Annotated in this window: 15 protein-coding genes; 8 read left to right on the top strand and 7 right to left on the bottom strand. The window is 47.3% G+C overall.

What is annotated here, in order from left to right:
- The 5 genes from SD53_RS12065 to SD53_RS12050 form a co-directional block, all read left to right on the top strand.
- A partial coding sequence (locus SD53_RS12065) for a glycosyltransferase (RefSeq protein ID WP_277619432.1) occupies positions 1–620 on the top strand: 620 nt, incomplete at its 5' end.
- A 146-nt stretch (positions 621–766) separates the two neighbouring features.
- Positions 767–1,768: a tRNA dihydrouridine(20/20a) synthase DusA gene (gene dusA, locus SD53_RS12060; RefSeq protein ID WP_082101858.1), complete on the top strand. Its 1,002-nt coding sequence runs from the start codon at positions 767–769 to the stop codon at positions 1,766–1,768.
- A gap of 192 nt (positions 1,769–1,960) precedes the next feature.
- Complete coding sequence (locus SD53_RS12055) at positions 1,961–2,227, top strand: hypothetical protein (RefSeq protein WP_046520487.1); 267 nt, start codon at positions 1,961–1,963, stop codon at positions 2,225–2,227.
- Positions 2,228–2,229: 2 nt separating this feature from the next.
- Positions 2,230–2,355 (top strand): hypothetical protein, encoded by a 126-nt coding sequence (locus tag SD53_RS18950; protein WP_277619431.1) that lies wholly within the window; start codon positions 2,230–2,232, stop codon positions 2,353–2,355.
- A gap of 677 nt (positions 2,356–3,032) precedes the next feature.
- Positions 3,033–3,239: a PspC domain-containing protein gene (locus SD53_RS12050; RefSeq protein WP_046520486.1), complete on the top strand. Its 207-nt coding sequence runs from the start codon at positions 3,033–3,035 to the stop codon at positions 3,237–3,239.
- A gap of 180 nt (positions 3,240–3,419) precedes the next feature.
- Here SD53_RS12050 and prmA read toward each other — a convergent pair whose 3' ends face one another.
- The 6 genes from prmA to cutA form a co-directional block, all read right to left on the bottom strand.
- On the bottom strand, positions 3,420–4,304 hold the full coding sequence (gene prmA / locus SD53_RS12045) for a 50S ribosomal protein L11 methyltransferase (RefSeq protein WP_046520485.1): 885 nt from the start codon (positions 4,302–4,304) through the stop codon (positions 3,420–3,422).
- Between the two features lie 417 nt (positions 4,305–4,721).
- On the bottom strand, positions 4,722–6,065 hold the full coding sequence (gene accC, locus SD53_RS12040) for an acetyl-CoA carboxylase biotin carboxylase subunit (RefSeq protein WP_046520484.1): 1,344 nt from the start codon (positions 6,063–6,065) through the stop codon (positions 4,722–4,724).
- Positions 6,066–6,081: 16 nt separating this feature from the next.
- Positions 6,082–6,537 carry an acetyl-CoA carboxylase biotin carboxyl carrier protein gene (accB, locus tag SD53_RS12035; protein WP_046520483.1) on the bottom strand — a complete coding sequence of 152 codons (456 nt, stop codon included), beginning with the start codon at positions 6,535–6,537 and terminating at the stop codon, positions 6,082–6,084.
- A gap of 15 nt (positions 6,538–6,552) precedes the next feature.
- Positions 6,553–7,011 (bottom strand): type II 3-dehydroquinate dehydratase, encoded by a 459-nt coding sequence (gene aroQ / locus SD53_RS12030; protein WP_046520482.1) that lies wholly within the window; start codon positions 7,009–7,011, stop codon positions 6,553–6,555.
- 254 nt (positions 7,012–7,265) lie between these two features.
- Positions 7,266–9,101, bottom strand: a complete 1,836-nt coding sequence (locus tag SD53_RS12025) for a protein-disulfide reductase DsbD (RefSeq protein ID WP_046520481.1) — start codon at positions 9,099–9,101, stop codon at positions 7,266–7,268.
- Positions 9,094–9,414, bottom strand: coding sequence for a divalent-cation tolerance protein CutA (gene cutA, locus SD53_RS12020; protein ID WP_206539933.1), 321 nt, complete (start codon positions 9,412–9,414; stop codon positions 9,094–9,096). The genes SD53_RS12025 and cutA overlap by 8 nt, the downstream gene beginning before the upstream one ends.
- 230 nt (positions 9,415–9,644) lie before the next feature.
- Here cutA and SD53_RS12015 point away from each other — a divergent pair, with 230 nt between their 5' ends.
- Entirely contained in the window at positions 9,645–9,935 is a 291-nt protein-coding gene (locus SD53_RS12015; protein ID WP_046520480.1) for a co-chaperone GroES, read from the top strand.
- Positions 9,936–9,987: 52 nt separating this feature from the next.
- Positions 9,988–11,625 carry a chaperonin GroEL gene (groL, locus tag SD53_RS12010; RefSeq protein ID WP_046520479.1) on the top strand — a complete coding sequence of 546 codons (1,638 nt, stop codon included), beginning with the start codon at positions 9,988–9,990 and terminating at the stop codon, positions 11,623–11,625.
- Positions 11,626–12,035: 410 nt separating this feature from the next.
- Here the strand turns inward: groL and SD53_RS12005 are convergent, their stop codons facing one another.
- Positions 12,036–12,317 (bottom strand): type II toxin-antitoxin system Phd/YefM family antitoxin, encoded by a 282-nt coding sequence (locus SD53_RS12005; protein ID WP_046520478.1) that lies wholly within the window; start codon positions 12,315–12,317, stop codon positions 12,036–12,038.
- Positions 12,318–12,547: 230 nt separating this feature from the next.
- Here SD53_RS12005 and katG point away from each other — a divergent pair.
- Positions 12,548–14,746, top strand: a 2,199-nt coding sequence (gene katG / locus SD53_RS12000) for a catalase/peroxidase HPI (protein ID WP_046520477.1), incomplete at its 3' end; no start/stop codon positions are given.

Raw genomic sequence — 14,746 nt, 5'->3', positions numbered from 1 at the left:
AAAAATGGGCTTTTGTGTCGGATTATTTGCGTCTTTATGCCCTGCACCAAATGGGCGGATTTTATTTTGATACCGATCTTGAATTAACCGCCGATTTAGAATCATTCCGGCATCATCATTTTGTGACTGGTTTTGAGCGTTTTAAAGGCCGTACTGCGCCAGTGACAGCTATGATGGGGGCTGTGCCAGGTCATGCTATTGTCAAAACTTTACTCAGCGCCTACGACAGCCGATCATTTTATAAAGCGGATGGCTCGGAAGATTTAACGCCAAACACAGGCCTTATCAGTGAGCTGTTTGCACGGGATTTTGGTTTGCATAAACCCTACGCTGGCGACCAGATCTATCAGCTAACCGAAGATGCCTTCATCTATCCAAGTCACTACTTTTGCACGCCAGAGCCAGGTAAAGAAAACTTCAGCATCCATCATTTTAATGGTTCCTGGTTTGAGGAATACAGCCGGAAATTGTTGGTGTATCTGGCTGGTTATCAGTTATTAAGATTAAAGCGTAATAAAGTCCGTACCGGAGAATTACCTTTAAAACAAGGCGAGAGAAAAATAGCCTTACTGGAGCTAAATTCGCGTTACAGCTTATTACTGCTTAAATCTCAGTCCTGAGAGGAGCCAAAACTGGTTTTATGCTTGTTTTACACTGAAAAGCCTGGGCGTCTGGTGTATACTCGCGCGATTTTTCTACACTCTGGATTTATCCGCTTGATTCAGCGCTGTAGAAAACAGCAGATTAACCAGATGGCAGCCGTTTCATGATGAGTTCGACTACTTCCGCTTCAAAGCCAGTGATTATGGATCACCGTTTCTCCATTGCCCCTATGCTGGATTGGACAGATAAACATTGTCGCTATTTTCACAGACTATTGTCTGAACATGCGGTGCTTTATACCGAGATGGTGACGACGGGCGCCATTATTTATGGTCAGGGTGATTATCTGGCATTTAACGAAGAAGAGCATCCAGTGGTTGTGCAGCTTGGTGGCTCTGATCCGAAAGATATGGCACACAGCGCTAAACTTTGTCAGGAGCGCGGCTACGACGCCATTAATATTAACGTCGGTTGTCCGTCTGACAGAGTACAAAACGGTATGTTTGGCGCCTGCCTGATGGCTAAACCAGAATTGGTCGCCGCTTGTATCAACGCAATGCGTGCTGTCGTGGACATTCCTGTGACAGTAAAAAGCCGCATCGGTATTGATGATCAGGACAGTTATCAGTTTTTGGTCGATTTTGTCGGCACTATCGCAGAATCTGGTTGTAACCAGTTTATTGTGCATGCCCGTAAAGCCTGGCTCAGCGGCTTAAGCCCAAAAGAGAACCGCGAAATTCCGCCACTGGATTACGAACGGGTGTATCAGTTGAAAAAAGATTTCCCGCAGTTGGATATATCCATCAATGGTGGCGTGAAAACACTACAGGACTGTTTAACTCATTTACAGCATGTGGATGGTGTAATGGTGGGCCGCGAAGCCTACAGTAACCCTTTGATGCTGGCACAAATTGATGCGGCTATTTATAACAACCCACGTACAGTGCCGACACCGCATCAGGTGGTGGAGCTGATGTTGCCTTACATAGAACGTCAGATGACTCAAGGCGCACGTTTCTGGCATATAGCACGCCATATGCTGGGCTTGTTTCAGGGCGTACCAGGAGCCCGTTTGTGGCGGCGGCATTTAAGTGAAATCGGTCACTTACCGAGCAGCGGTCCGCAGGTGATGCTGGATGCATTGAAGAAGGTGCCGCAGCTTTAGTCGTGTGAGTATAAATATTTAAAAAGTGGTGAATTTCACCACTTTTTTGTTTTTCATAATTGTGACTTCTTTTTATAAGTCTTGGTTTTTACTTTAAATCATTAAATATCAACGGCTTATTGATTTTTTTCAGTATGGCACGCCCCTTGAAATACAGATAGTGAACTTCACTACTCATTCAGGAGCACGACCATGAAAACACTCGCTACGTTAGTCCTTGTTACCACAGCAGCTTTTGCTGCAATCCCGTCAGTACAAGCCAATGAACTGAGCTTGCCCACAGTGAATAGCCAGGCCATTAGCGCCTTTGCTGCTGAACTGATGAGCCAGCAAATGGCCGAGCTGAAAGTTGCCATTCTGGAGCAAAGCCAAAAAGCTCTGGCTGAACTGGAAAACACTTTAGTGACCACCACAGAAACTGAAAAAGAAGCTGTGATTGCAGTAGCTAAGGTGGACTAACAATGCTGAGCTTAACATTAGGCTTGTTGGGGCTGTTTTTATTGCCCGTAGTTAGTGTTGGCCTGGTATCTGTGCTCTGGCATTGGTTACTACCCCCTTTCGATATTCCTTCATCAACCCGGCTTTAAGTAGTACCGGGTTTTGTTTTTTAAGTTCTTTTCCGTATTCCTGTTTGCACCTGTCGGCCCCTATATTTCTGTCAATGTTCAATCTTTTCTGTAGTGCCATCCTGCTGCATTTGCACGCCTGAATTTAGCCTTTCAAGCGTTTTTTAAATTAACTAAAAAGTGGTTAAAAATACCACTTTCGTATTTTGGGTGAAATTTGAGCTATAAGTTTCTATTGTCTTTATTTAATTAATTTCAATTAAAACAATGGTTTAAAATTTATTTTCAAATTGGCACAGCAGCTGCAATACATAGATATCAACAGATGAACTGATGATGAATTAAACCACTAACTAAGATTGAGGAGAGTCAAAATGGAAATAGCAGCACTGATGGTTGTATTGGCCTGGTTCGGTATTGTTGCAAGCTGGGCGGCTGACGAAGTCTGAAAATTTAACTGATAACAGATCAATAAAGGTAAGGAGAGTCAAAATGGAAATGGTAGCACTGATGGTTGTTTTAGCTTGGTTCGGCATTGTCGGTAGCTGGGCTGTTGACGAAATCTGAATAGATAAACCGGGTTAAGGAGGAGCAGGACATGTCGCTGATTATCATCAACATCGTCGTGGTCTGGGCTTTAGCTGGTTTGATGTGGATGCTGGATAAAGCGGTAAGTAACAAAGTTGGGGAGTAATGTGATGAGAAACAGTGATAAAAGCGCCTGGTTTGTAAACAAGGCAAAACGCAAAATTTCTGGTGTATGTGCAGGTTTCGCCGCCTATTACGATCAGCCGATTTGGGTTATCCGCGCTTTGGTTGTGGTGATGGCATTGTATTTTCCAGTCGCTGTGTTGGTTGCTTATATAGCTGCTGCTTTGATACTGCCAGAACGTTGGGTGTATTGATATGAGTTTGTTCGAAACAGGCGACCTGATGGGCAGGTCGCCTGTATAGCCGTCGTATTTGAAGCTGCAGCTTTGTTGACTGCGTCGCTCGCCCCAATCACATAGAGACTACTATGCTCATGGGGACTCACAACTTGTCTCCGCCCTGCAACTCCAACTACTTAGGCTATAGATAAGACTTTAAACTTTCTTCCGCGCTGTTAAGCGTACCCACTCTTCTTTGATCGCAACAGGGTCAAACTCAAATTCTGCCGCATAGGCATCGATCACCGACTGAGCCTGACTTTCCAGAATACCGGACAGCGCCAGTAAACCACCGGGTTTAACGTAAGCACTGATAATGCCGGACAGTTCTGCCAAAGGACCAGCCAGAATATTAGCTACTACCACATCGGCTTGTAGTGAGGCGGGTTGATCCTTAGGTAAATACAGCTCAATCTGTTGCTCTACGCCGTTACGGGTGGCGTTGGCGAGACTGGATTCAATAGCTTGAGGGTCGATGTCGATACCGACCACACGTTTTGCACCGAGCTTTAACGCAGCAATACCTAAAATGCCTGAACCACAACCAAAATCGACCACTAAACTTTGTGATAATTCTTGCGCGTCCAGCCACTCCATACAAAGCGCTGTAGTCGGGTGAGTGCCGGTACCAAAAGCCAAACCAGGGTCGAGCATCACGTTGACTGCGGTTGGATCCGGAATATCACGCCAGCTTGGGCAAACCCACAGCCTTTGGCCAAAACGGATAGGGTGGAAGTTATCCATCCATTCCCTTTCCCAGTCTTTGTCTTCCAGTTGTTCCAGTTTGTATTGCACGCCGTTTTTAAAGATGGCGGCTTTCTCCAACTGACGAATCACTTTATCCATTTTGTGTTCGGCATCAAACAACCCTACCACCACGGTATTTTCCCAATACAAGACTTCACCCGGCAGAGGTTCATAAATTGGGGTGTCTTTGGCGTCGACAAAACTGACCGCTTGCGCACCCCAGCTCATCAGCATATCGCTGACCTGCTCGGCCTGTTTTTCAGTGCTGTTGACACGTAATTGGATCCACGGCATGGCGTTGCTCTTCACTTTCTGGAATTGGGCGCGAATTGTAGCAGTTTGGCGGCGTAAAATCAGGCGCAAAATAACAAAGCCACCGTGAAGGTGGCTATGGAGGACTGCAACGCTGCGCTATAAAGTCAACAAGGCTGCAGCTTCAAGTACGACGACAAGACCAATACCCAAAGTAATTGATGTTGCAGCCAGGCGACAAGAGCTTGAGACCCCAGGAGCATAGTTGCCTATGCGACTGGGGCGAGAGCACGCAGGCAACAACGCTGCAGCTTCAAGTACGCCGACAAGATCAATACCCAAAGTAATTGATGTTGCAGCTAGGCGACAAGAGCTTGAGACCCCAGGAGCATAGTTGCCTATGCGACTGGGGCGAGAGCACGCAGGCAACAACGCTGCAGCTTCAAGTACGAAGGGTATTTATTTCAGACCGAGTTTATGTTCAAGATAGTGGATATTCGTTCCACCTTTATTGAAGTTCTCGTCAGTCATAATCAGCTTGTGCAGTTCGATATTGGTTTTGATGCCACCGACCAGCAGTTCGCTTAAGGCATTACGCATACGGGCTATAGCGATATCACGGTTTTCACCGTAGGTGATCAGCTTACCTACCATGGAGTCGTAATTTGGCGGTACTGTGTAATCGGCGTAAATATGCGAATCCCAACGTACACCGTTGCCACCTGGTGGGTGGAAGCGGGTGATGGTACCTGGCGACGGAATAAAGGTCTTGGCATCTTCAGCGTTGATACGACATTCCACGGCATGACCACGGATCACGATATCAGACTGCTTAATGCTCAGTGGCATGCCAGAGGCGATGCGCAGTTGCTCTTTAATCAAGTCCACACCAGTGATCATTTCAGTCACAGGGTGTTCTACCTGAATACGGGTGTTCATTTCGATGAAATAAAACTCGCCGTTTTCAAACAGGAATTCGAAGGTACCGGCACCGCGGTAGTTCAGGTCAATACAGGCCTGCACACAACGACCACCGATAAAGTCACGCAGTTCCTGTGTAATGCCCGGAGCCGGAGCTTCTTCCACTACTTTCTGGTGACGACGTTGCATAGAGCAATCCCGTTCACCTAAATGAATGGCATTGCCTTGACCGTCTGCCAGCACCTGAATTTCGATATGACGTGGGTTTTCCAGGAATTTCTCCATGTATACCATGTCATTACCAAAGGCTGCGCCCGCTTCGTTTTTGGTCATGGCGATAGATTCAACTAATTCGGCTTCGCTACGTACCACACGCATACCACGACCACCACCACCACCGGCCGCTTTGACGATAATCGGATAACCTATACGTTTGGCAATGGCTTTGTTGACTTCGTCGTCGTCACCGACAGCGCCGTCAGAACCAGGTACACAAGGTACGCCAGCTTTTTTCATCGCTTCAATGGCAGAAACTTTGTCGCCCATTAAACGGATAGACTCAGGACGTGGGCCGATAAACACCAGACCACTTTCTTCCACTTGTTGCGCGAAGTCAGCACGTTCAGCTAAAAAACCATAACCCGGGTGAATCGCCTGGGCATTGGTGACTTCAGCGGCGGCAATCAGCGCAGGAATATTTAAGTAACTTTGTGGTGATGGCGCAGGACCAATACAAATGGTCTCGTCGGCCAGCAACACGTGTTTCAGATTACGGTCTACTGTGGAGTGCACAGCCACCGTTTTGATACCGAGTTCCTTACACGCACGTAAAATACGCAGTGCAATTTCACCCCGGTTGGCGATCAGTACTTTTTCTAGCATGAGTCTGCCTTTTAACTTATTCGATCACAAATAATGGCTGGTCAAACTCAACCGGCTCGCCGTTTTCTACCAGAATTTGTGTCACCACCCCGGCTTTATCAGCCTGGATCTGGTTCATCATCTTCATCGCTTCGATAATACACAAGGTATCACCCACTTTAACGCTCTGGCCTACTTCAACAAAAGCCTTGGACGTTGGAGACGCTGCGCGGTAGAAGGAACCTACCATAGGTGAACGCATTTGGTGACCTGTGACTACCGGCTTGGCAGCTTCAGCAGGAGCTGCGGCAACGGCTGGGGCTGTAGCCGGAGCTTGTTGCATAGGCGCGGCAGCATACTGCACAGGTGCATATTGCTGCATAGGGCCATTGCGGCTGATACGAACGGATTCTTCGCCTTCAGTTATTTCAAGCTCGTTAATGCCTGATTCTTCCAGCAGTTCGATCAATTTTTTAATTTTTCTGATATCCATGACGTAGTTGCCTAATTAATTTGATGGAATGGTTGATAAGGACGACACCGCCGATTCCAGTGCGTAGTGGTAGCCTTTGGCTCCTAAACCACAGATCACACCTTTGGCGATATCGGATAAATACGAGTGACGACGGAATTCTTCCCGGGCATGTACATTGGACAAATGCACTTCAATAAAAGGAATAGCCACAGAGAGCAGCGCATCACGAATAGCCACACTGGTATGGGTATAAGCGCCCGGGTTAATAATAATAAAGTCCTGTTGTCCTAAACTTTGCTGAATGGCGTTGATGAGCTCATGTTCGGCATTGGATTGCAGATGAGTCAAAGTGACATTCAGCTCTTTGGCATGAGCTGTTAAGCCTTCAACAATTTGCGGTAAAGTAGCGGCGCCATAAATTTGAGGCTCACGTTTGCCTAACATATTTAAGTTAGGGCCGTTGAGCAGCAAAATACGTAAGTTTGTAGACATATAGCGCGAATATCCCGTCATTTTTATTGATTGCTAACTATCTTGCCAAAGGCATAAAGCAATTGCATCTTTTTTGTTCAGCGACCAGTGGTCGCTGCAGATTTGCCGCTTATTATAGTGAAATCGTTGCAAATGGCAGCAAAATACTGGTCTTATCAGCAGAACGGAACTTTTTTGCGAAGTTGAAACTGAAGTCTAGAAATTCAGGCAAAGTCAGAGCCAGTCTGACTTTGCCGTGAGTAATGCGGATATTTTTACTGCAGTATTGGGCCTAAATGGGCACTAAAATCTTTTGGTCCCATAAAGCCAGTGATGCGGGATTGCGTTAATTCGCTGCCGTTTTTGTCAAATAACAGCAAAGTTGGCAAACCTAAAACCTGAAAATGATCGAGCAATTGCTGATCCTGCTCCGAGGCGTTGGTGACATCGACTTTAATCAAGGTGAACTGCGCCATTAAGTTTTTCACTTCGCTATCGGCAAAAGTGATGTGCTCAAACTCTTTACAAGCCACACACCATTCGGCGTATAAATCCACCAGCGCAGGTTTACCAGCTTCGGCTGATTTTTTCACTTCTTGTTGCAGCTCATCCAAAGTTTTTACCAGTTTAAATTCCGTGTTTTGTGTCTGAACACTTTGGCCTGCCACTTGAGTCACTGTAGAGCCCGGTAACCAGTACCATAAGTTGGCGCCTGTAGTGCCAAGCACTACGACTAAAGCCAGCATCCAACTGATGCTTTGGCCTGTGGTACCTGGTGAAAGCTGCTGCGATAAGCGATGTAAGTACACAGCCAGCATCAATAACACCAAAGTTGCGGCAATCACCACCACAGAAGCAGGCAGGAAACGGCTGAGTAACCAGACCGGCACAGCCAACAACAGGAAACCAAAGCTGGCTTTGACGACATCCATCCAGGCGCCGGCTTTGGGTAAAAACTTACCGCCTGTGCTGCCTAAGATCAGCAAGGGCAAACCCATACCCATACTTAAAATGTACAGTGTTAAAGCGCCCAAGGCTAAATCGCCGGACTGAGCTACATATAACAGTGCTGCGGTAAGAGGTGCCGTGGTGCAAGGGGAGGCGACTAAACCTGATAACAACCCCATCAAGGCCGCACCTTTGATGCTGCCCCCTTGTTGTTTGTTGCTTAAAGTGTTCACTTTGTTTTGCCATTTTTCCGGCAGGCTTAAGTTAAACACACCAAACATAGCCAAAGCCAGGGCGACAAATAAAATGCTGATAGCAACCAGAACCACTGGGTGCTGAAAGTAGGTCTGGAACTGCAAGCCTAAACTTGCGACCAATAAACCCAATAAAGAATAGCTAATGGCCATGCCCTGCACATAGGCCATCGACAGAGTAAAAGCACGTTTACCGGATAACTGCTGGCCTTGGCCGACAATAATGCTGGTTAAAATCGGATACATAGGAAACACACAAGGGGTAAAAGCCAAACCCAAACCCAGTAAGAAAAACAAAAACAGGGTTTTGACAGTACCGTCGCTTTGCAGCTTATCCAGCAGTTGTAATTGCTCTGACACAGGAGCTGTAGCATCTGCCGCTGGGTTAGCTGACAAAGAGTTGTCTGTAATACCTAAAGCTGCAGCAGCATCTGCTGTGCTGGCTGTGGCTGAGTTTTCTGACGCAGAGCCTTCAGGTGCTATCAAAGGAATTTCCAGCGTTTGCACCGGGTAACATAAACCTGCTTCAGCGCAGCCCTGATACCTCAGTTTTAACAGGGCTTCTTTGCCAATCTGGCTCAGCGGAATATCCAGTACCACCTGATGGAAATAGACCTCGGATTCACCAAAGTATTCATCCGTAATCATCACTCCTTTTGGATACTGCGGGTGAGAAAAAGCCGTATCGACGCCGGCAAACTTAAACTTGTCTTTATACAGGTAGTAGCCATCGGCTATGGTAAAGCTGACTTGTAGCTTGTTTTCCTGCTGGCGGAAATCCATCACAAAAGCCTGCTCTACCGGCAAAAACTCTGATCCTTGCTGCAAAGCGGCTAGTGCATTGGTGCTTTGCGCCTGACTGACAAAAGACAAGCACAGCAGCAGGCTAACTAAAAAACTCTTAATCACGACTTGTTACCTCTTGAACCCACTGTAAATAGGGGGCGAATACTTGTTGCGCGGCAATGGCAATAATTTCAGGCACCTGATACGGGTGTAGCTTACAAATGGCCTGTTCAATTTCAATAAAATCTTCTTTTCTGGCTTTGATCAGAAGTGGAATTTCAGTGCTGTGTTCAAGCTTACCCTGCCAGACATAATGCGATTGCACTGCAGGCAAAACGTTAACACAAGCCGCCAGTTTACGCTGCAGTAAGTGTTGAGTGATGCGCTCTGCCACCTGTAAATCAGGACAATTGCATAAAATCAGTTCCATCATCATAGGGATGTCCTCATTTTTGTTGCTGGAAAGCCACAGCAGCCAAGACCCGCTTCGGGCCTGTTTTGTTGCATAAAAAGCAGTGATTGCGCAAAAAACAATCAAAAACACCAAAAAGCACAAAATTTTTAAAAAATAGCCCTTGGGTTCATAAGGAGATTGCCCCATATAGCAAGCACAATAAATTTAACACTCAACGTTAAAACTCAAATCGCTTTTAGGAGATAAAAAGCATGAATATTCGTCCATTACACGATCGCGTTATCATCAAGCGTTTGGAAGCTGAAAGCAAATCTGCTGGTGGTATTGTGCTGACTGGCGCTTCTGCTGAAAAATCTACTCGTGGTGAAGTGGTTGCAGTTGGCAACGGTCGCATTTTAGAAAACGGTACAGTCCGTGCTTTAGATGTGAAAGTCGGCGACAAAGTGATCTTTGGTGCTTACGTAGAGCGCACTGAGAAAATTGACGGTCAGGAATATGTCATCACCAAAGAAGACAACATTCTTGGCGTGATCACCGAATAATCTTAACCGAACTTTCTAATTTAATTTCAAAGCATTCAGAGGAATTTTTAACATGGCTGCAAAAGACGTACGTTTCGGCGATGAAGCCCGTAACAAGATGCTCAAAGGCGTCAACATTTTAGCAAACGCAGTGCGCGTTACTTTAGGCCCGAAAGGCCGTAACGTAATTCTGGATAAGTCATTCGGTTCACCAATGATCACCAAAGATGGTGTATCTGTAGCCAAAGAAATCGAGCTGGAAGACAAGTTCGAAAATATGGGCGCGCAAATGGTGAAAGAAGTGGCTTCTAAAGCCAATGACGAAGCTGGTGACGGTACGACCACAGCTACTGTGTTAGCTCAAAACATTATCAACGAAGGTGTAAAAGCTGTTGCTGCCGGTATGAATCCAATGGATTTAAAACGTGGTATCGACAAAGCCGTAGCTGCTGCCGTTGAAGAATTAAAAGCTTTATCTCAGCCATGTGCTGACAGCAAAGCTATTGCTCAGGTAGGTACTATCTCTGCAAACTCTGACGATGAAATTGGTCAAATCATTGCCAATGCCATGGACAAAGTAGGCAAAGAAGGCGTGATCACTGTTGAAGAAGGCCAGGGCTTAGCCAACGAGCTGGCTGTGGTTGAAGGTATGCAGTTTGACCGTGGTTACCTGTCTCCGTACTTCATCAACAATGCTGAAGCTGGCCAGGTCGAGCTGGACAACCCGTTCATCCTGACTGTTGATAAAAAAATCAGCAACATCCGTGAATTACTGCCGGTATTAGAAGGCGTGGCCAAGTCAGGCAAACCACTGCTGATCATCGCTGAAGATTTAGAAGGCGAAGCTTTAGCCACGCTGGTGGTGAACAACATGCGCGGTATCGTGAAAGTGTCTGCGGTGAAAGCCCCAGGTTTCGGTGACCGTCGTAAAGCTATGCTGCAAGACATCGCGGTATTAACTGGTGGTGTAGTGATCTCTGAAGAAATCGGCATGGAACTGGAAAAAGCCACGCTGGAAGATTTAGGTACTGCCAAACGTGTGGTGATTACCAAAGACAACACCACTATTATCGATGGTGCTGGTGAGCAAGACGCTATCGACGGTCGCGTCAAGCAAATCCGTCAGCAAGTGGAAGAAGCCACTTCAGACTACGATAAAGAAAAACTGCAAGAGCGTCTGGCGAAGTTAGCTGGCGGTGTTGCGGTGATTAAAGTGGGCGCTGCCACTGAAATCGAAATGAAAGAGAAAAAACACCGCGTAGAAGACGCGCTGCACGCAACCCGTGCTGCGGTTGAAGAGGGCGTAGTACCTGGCGGTGGTGTGGCTTTAGTACGTGTAGCGGCCAAACTGGCTGATCTGCGTGGCGTCAACGAAGACCAGAACCACGGTATCAAAATCGCTCTGCGTGCGATGGAAGCCCCTCTGCGTCAAATCGTTGATAACGCCGGTGAAGAGCCATCTGTTGTAGTCAACAACGTGAAAAACGGTTCAGGCAACTACGGTTACAACGCTGCCACTGGCGTGTACGGCGATATGCTGGAAATGGGTATCCTGGATCCAACTAAAGTTACCCGTTCTGCTCTGCAGTTCGCCGCTTCTGTTGGTTCTCTGATGATCACCACCGAAGCTATGGTGACAGAACTGCCGAAGAAAGATGCTCCTGCAATGCCAGATATGGGCGGCATGGGTGGCATGGGCGGAATGATGTAACGCGCACATCCCCCTAAAAAACGAACCCGGCGCAAGCCGGGTTCGTTGTTTTTAAGGGGGAATGGCGGGTCACTAAGGGGGCAGATCAAGATTTGCGAAGCAAATTTGCTCTGACCCCAATATTCCATCCGAATCCTCAATCCCATCTGAACTAATCTGACTCTTCAACTTCAAAGCAAAACCAAACCGCTCTCCGAACCAGCCCAACCACCACCAACTACTACGTTCGCCCGTTCGCGCCTCCCGCGCTCACTTTTGATCGCTCACTGCGCAGTTGCTGATGGTTGACATGGGAATCTCAACAGCCAGAAGAAAAACAGTTGAACTTATTGATATCAAATATCGCCAGTAAAGTCCCCACATGCTTATTTTTATCCGCTAGTAAGTGACTAAAATCGACCAAACCACATTCATTTTTTCAACCGCGCTAGCAGCAAACTGCGGGCGTCTTCATTTGAAACTCCAGCACCTGACGCCAGTTGGGCTTCAGAGGTGCGCAGTTCTTCCAGCAGTTCAATTTTCTCCTGCATAGCTTCATATTCTGCTACGTCCAACAGCACAGCGACGCCTTTGCCATGTTGTGTAATGACTAAAGGACGGCGGGTTTCGTTAATCTGCCGGATATAAGAAGCAACACTGGATCTGAATTCAGAAAGAGGTTGGATGTCCTGATCAAGTCGGAGACGTGCCACAATAGAATCCTGTTAAGTACGAAATAACGTACAAAATATAGTGCGCGTTGAGTAATCAAGCAAGGCAGTTTGGCTACAAAGATCGCTATCCCCTAAGATCCGCCAAAAAACCTTTACAAATCTCTCAAACTCCGATTAATGATTTAAATTGATTAGGAACGTATTTTCTATTCCATTGGGCTAATGTTTATCGCGGTGCAGGTTAACTTTAACCAATGGAGGGAGCGCAAATGCTTCAACGGAAAACAACATTACTCTCGGCTTTAGCAGTCGCCGTTTCGTTAGCTTTAACTACCCATATCGCCAGTGCAGACAGCATGAAACAAGGCAACCAGTTTTGGTGGCCGGAGCAACTTGATTTAGCGCCGTTACGGCAGCATGGGGTGGAGTCTAACCCTATGGGGGAGGCATTTAACTATGCCGAAGAGTTTAAAAAATTGGATTTAAAAGCGCTCAAAGCGGACATCACTCAACTGATGACCACACCACAAGACTGGTGGCCGCCAGATTATGGTCACTATGGCCCGTTTTTTATCCGTATGGCCTGGCATAGTGCCGGAACTTACCGGATTTCCGATGGCCGCGGTGGTGCAGGTGGTGGCCAGCAGCGGTTTGAGCCACTAAATAGCTGGCCTGATAACGTTAATTTAGATAAAGCACGGCGTTTGCTTTGGCCTATTAAACAAAAATACGGTCGTCAAATTTCCTGGGCCGATTTGATGGTGTTAACAGGTAATGTGGCACTGGAGTCTATGGGCTTTAAAACCTTTGGTTTTGCCGGTGGCCGCACCGACGATTGGGAAGCCGATATTGTGTACTGGGGACCGGAAACTAAATTCCTGGATGACAAGCGCTACAGCGGTGATCGTAAACTGCAAAAACCTCTGGCTGCGGTGCAAATGGGGCTGATTTATGTCAATCCGGAAGGGCCTAATGGCAATCCTGATCCGCTGCTTGCCGCCAAGGATATTCGCGAAACCTTTGGCCGTATGGCGATGAATGACGAAGAAACTGTGGCGTTAATTGCAGGTGGCCATACCTTTGGTAAAGCACACGGTGCGCATAAACCAGAAGACTGTGTCGGCAAAGAACCTGCTGCGGCAGGTCTGGAAGAGCAAGGTTTTGGCTGGAAAAATAAATGTGGCAAAGGTCACTCGGAAGATACCGTTACTTCGGGTTTAGAAGGGGCCTGGTCGGTGAATCCTATCGCCTGGACCACTCAGTATCTGGATAACCTGTATGCTTTTGATTGGGTGCAGACCAGAAGTCCGGCAGGTGCTATCCAATGGATCCCGAAAGACGGCCAGGCAGCGAACCTGGTGCCGGATGCACATGACAAAACCAAACGTCATGCGCCAATTATGTTTACTACAGACCTGGCGCTGAAGGAAGATCCTGAATACCGCAAGATCACCATGCGCTTTAAAGAAAATCCGAAGGAGTTTGAACTGGCTTTTGCCAAAGCCTGGTTTAAGTTAACTCACCGCGATATGGGGCCTAAGGTACGTTATTTGGGTGCTGAAGTGCCTGCTGAAACGCTGATTTGGCAAGACGCTGTGCCTGCTGTCGATCATGAACTGGTCAACGCTGAGGACATCAAAGCGCTGAAAGCTAAAGTCTTGTCATCCGGTTTAACAGTGCCAGAGTTAGTGCGTACCAGTTGGGCTGCAGCCGCCAGTTTCCGTGGTACTGATTTACGTGGTGGTGCCAACGGCGCTCGTTTGGCACTTGCGCCTCAAAAAGACTGGGCGGTGAATAACCCGGCTGAAGTAGCTAAAGTACTGAAAAAATTGCAGGCTATTCAGCAAGACTTTAATAAAGCCCAAACAGGTGGCAAGAAGGTCTCGTTGGCTGATTTGATTGTGCTTGCAGGCAGTGCTGCGGTAGAGCAGGCTGCTAAAGCAGGCGGGATCACGGTGGAGGTGCCCTTTACACCGGGCCGTACCGACGCCAGTCAGGCACAAACCGATGTGGAATCTTTTGCTGTATTGGAGCCGATGGCTGATGGCTTCCGCAACTACTACAACAAAGATGCCTTGTTATCTCCCGCCGAGGCCTTGGTGGATAAAGCCAATCTGCTGACCTTAAGCGTGCCGGAAATGACAGTGCTGATCGGTGGTTTACGAGCGCTGGATGCCAATACTGCGGGTGCGAAACATGGAGTCTTTACCAGTAAACCCGGTACCTTGAGTAATGACTTTTTCGTCAATCTGCTGGATATGTCCACTGAATGGCGTAAGTCAGCTAAAACTGAAGGGTTATATGAAGGGGTCGATCGCAAAACAGGCAAACTGAAATGGACAGCAACTCCTGTGGACCTGGTGTTTGGTTCGCACTCAGAACTGCGTGCTATTGCTGAAGTCTATGCAGCACAGGACGGTAAAGTGAAGTTTACCAAAGACTTTGTCGATGCCTGGACCAAAGTGATG

Source organism: Rheinheimera mesophila (assembly GCF_000986865.1).
Lineage (GTDB): Bacteria > Pseudomonadota > Gammaproteobacteria > Enterobacterales > Alteromonadaceae > Pararheinheimera > Pararheinheimera mesophila.
Note: the sequence above shows the minus strand (reverse complement) of the source record. Positions and strands in the feature narration are given on the sequence as shown.

Bases quoted from the DNA above. Each gene is read 5' to 3' on its own strand.
- aroQ (WP_046520482.1), bottom strand. From the start codon at position 7,011: ATGTCTACAAACTTACGTATTTTGCTGCTCAACGGCCCTAACTTAAAT.
- SD53_RS18950 (WP_277619431.1), top strand. From the start codon at position 2,230: ATGCTGAGCTTAACATTAGGCTTGTTGGGGCTGTTTTTATTGCCCGTA.
- SD53_RS12015 (WP_046520480.1), top strand. From the start codon at position 9,645: ATGAATATTCGTCCATTACACGATCGCGTTATCATCAAGCGTTTGGAA.
- SD53_RS12050 (WP_046520486.1), top strand. From the start codon at position 3,033: ATGAGAAACAGTGATAAAAGCGCCTGGTTTGTAAACAAGGCAAAACGC.
- groL (WP_046520479.1), top strand. From the start codon at position 9,988: ATGGCTGCAAAAGACGTACGTTTCGGCGATGAAGCCCGTAACAAGATG.
- SD53_RS12055 (WP_046520487.1), top strand. From the start codon at position 1,961: ATGAAAACACTCGCTACGTTAGTCCTTGTTACCACAGCAGCTTTTGCT.
- cutA (WP_206539933.1), bottom strand. From the start codon at position 9,414: ATGATGATGGAACTGATTTTATGCAATTGTCCTGATTTACAGGTGGCA.
- accB (WP_046520483.1), bottom strand. From the start codon at position 6,537: ATGGATATCAGAAAAATTAAAAAATTGATCGAACTGCTGGAAGAATCA.
- prmA (WP_046520485.1), bottom strand. From the start codon at position 4,304: ATGCCGTGGATCCAATTACGTGTCAACAGCACTGAAAAACAGGCCGAG.
- dusA (WP_082101858.1), top strand. From the start codon at position 767: ATGATGAGTTCGACTACTTCCGCTTCAAAGCCAGTGATTATGGATCAC.
- accC (WP_046520484.1), bottom strand. From the start codon at position 6,065: ATGCTAGAAAAAGTACTGATCGCCAACCGGGGTGAAATTGCACTGCGT.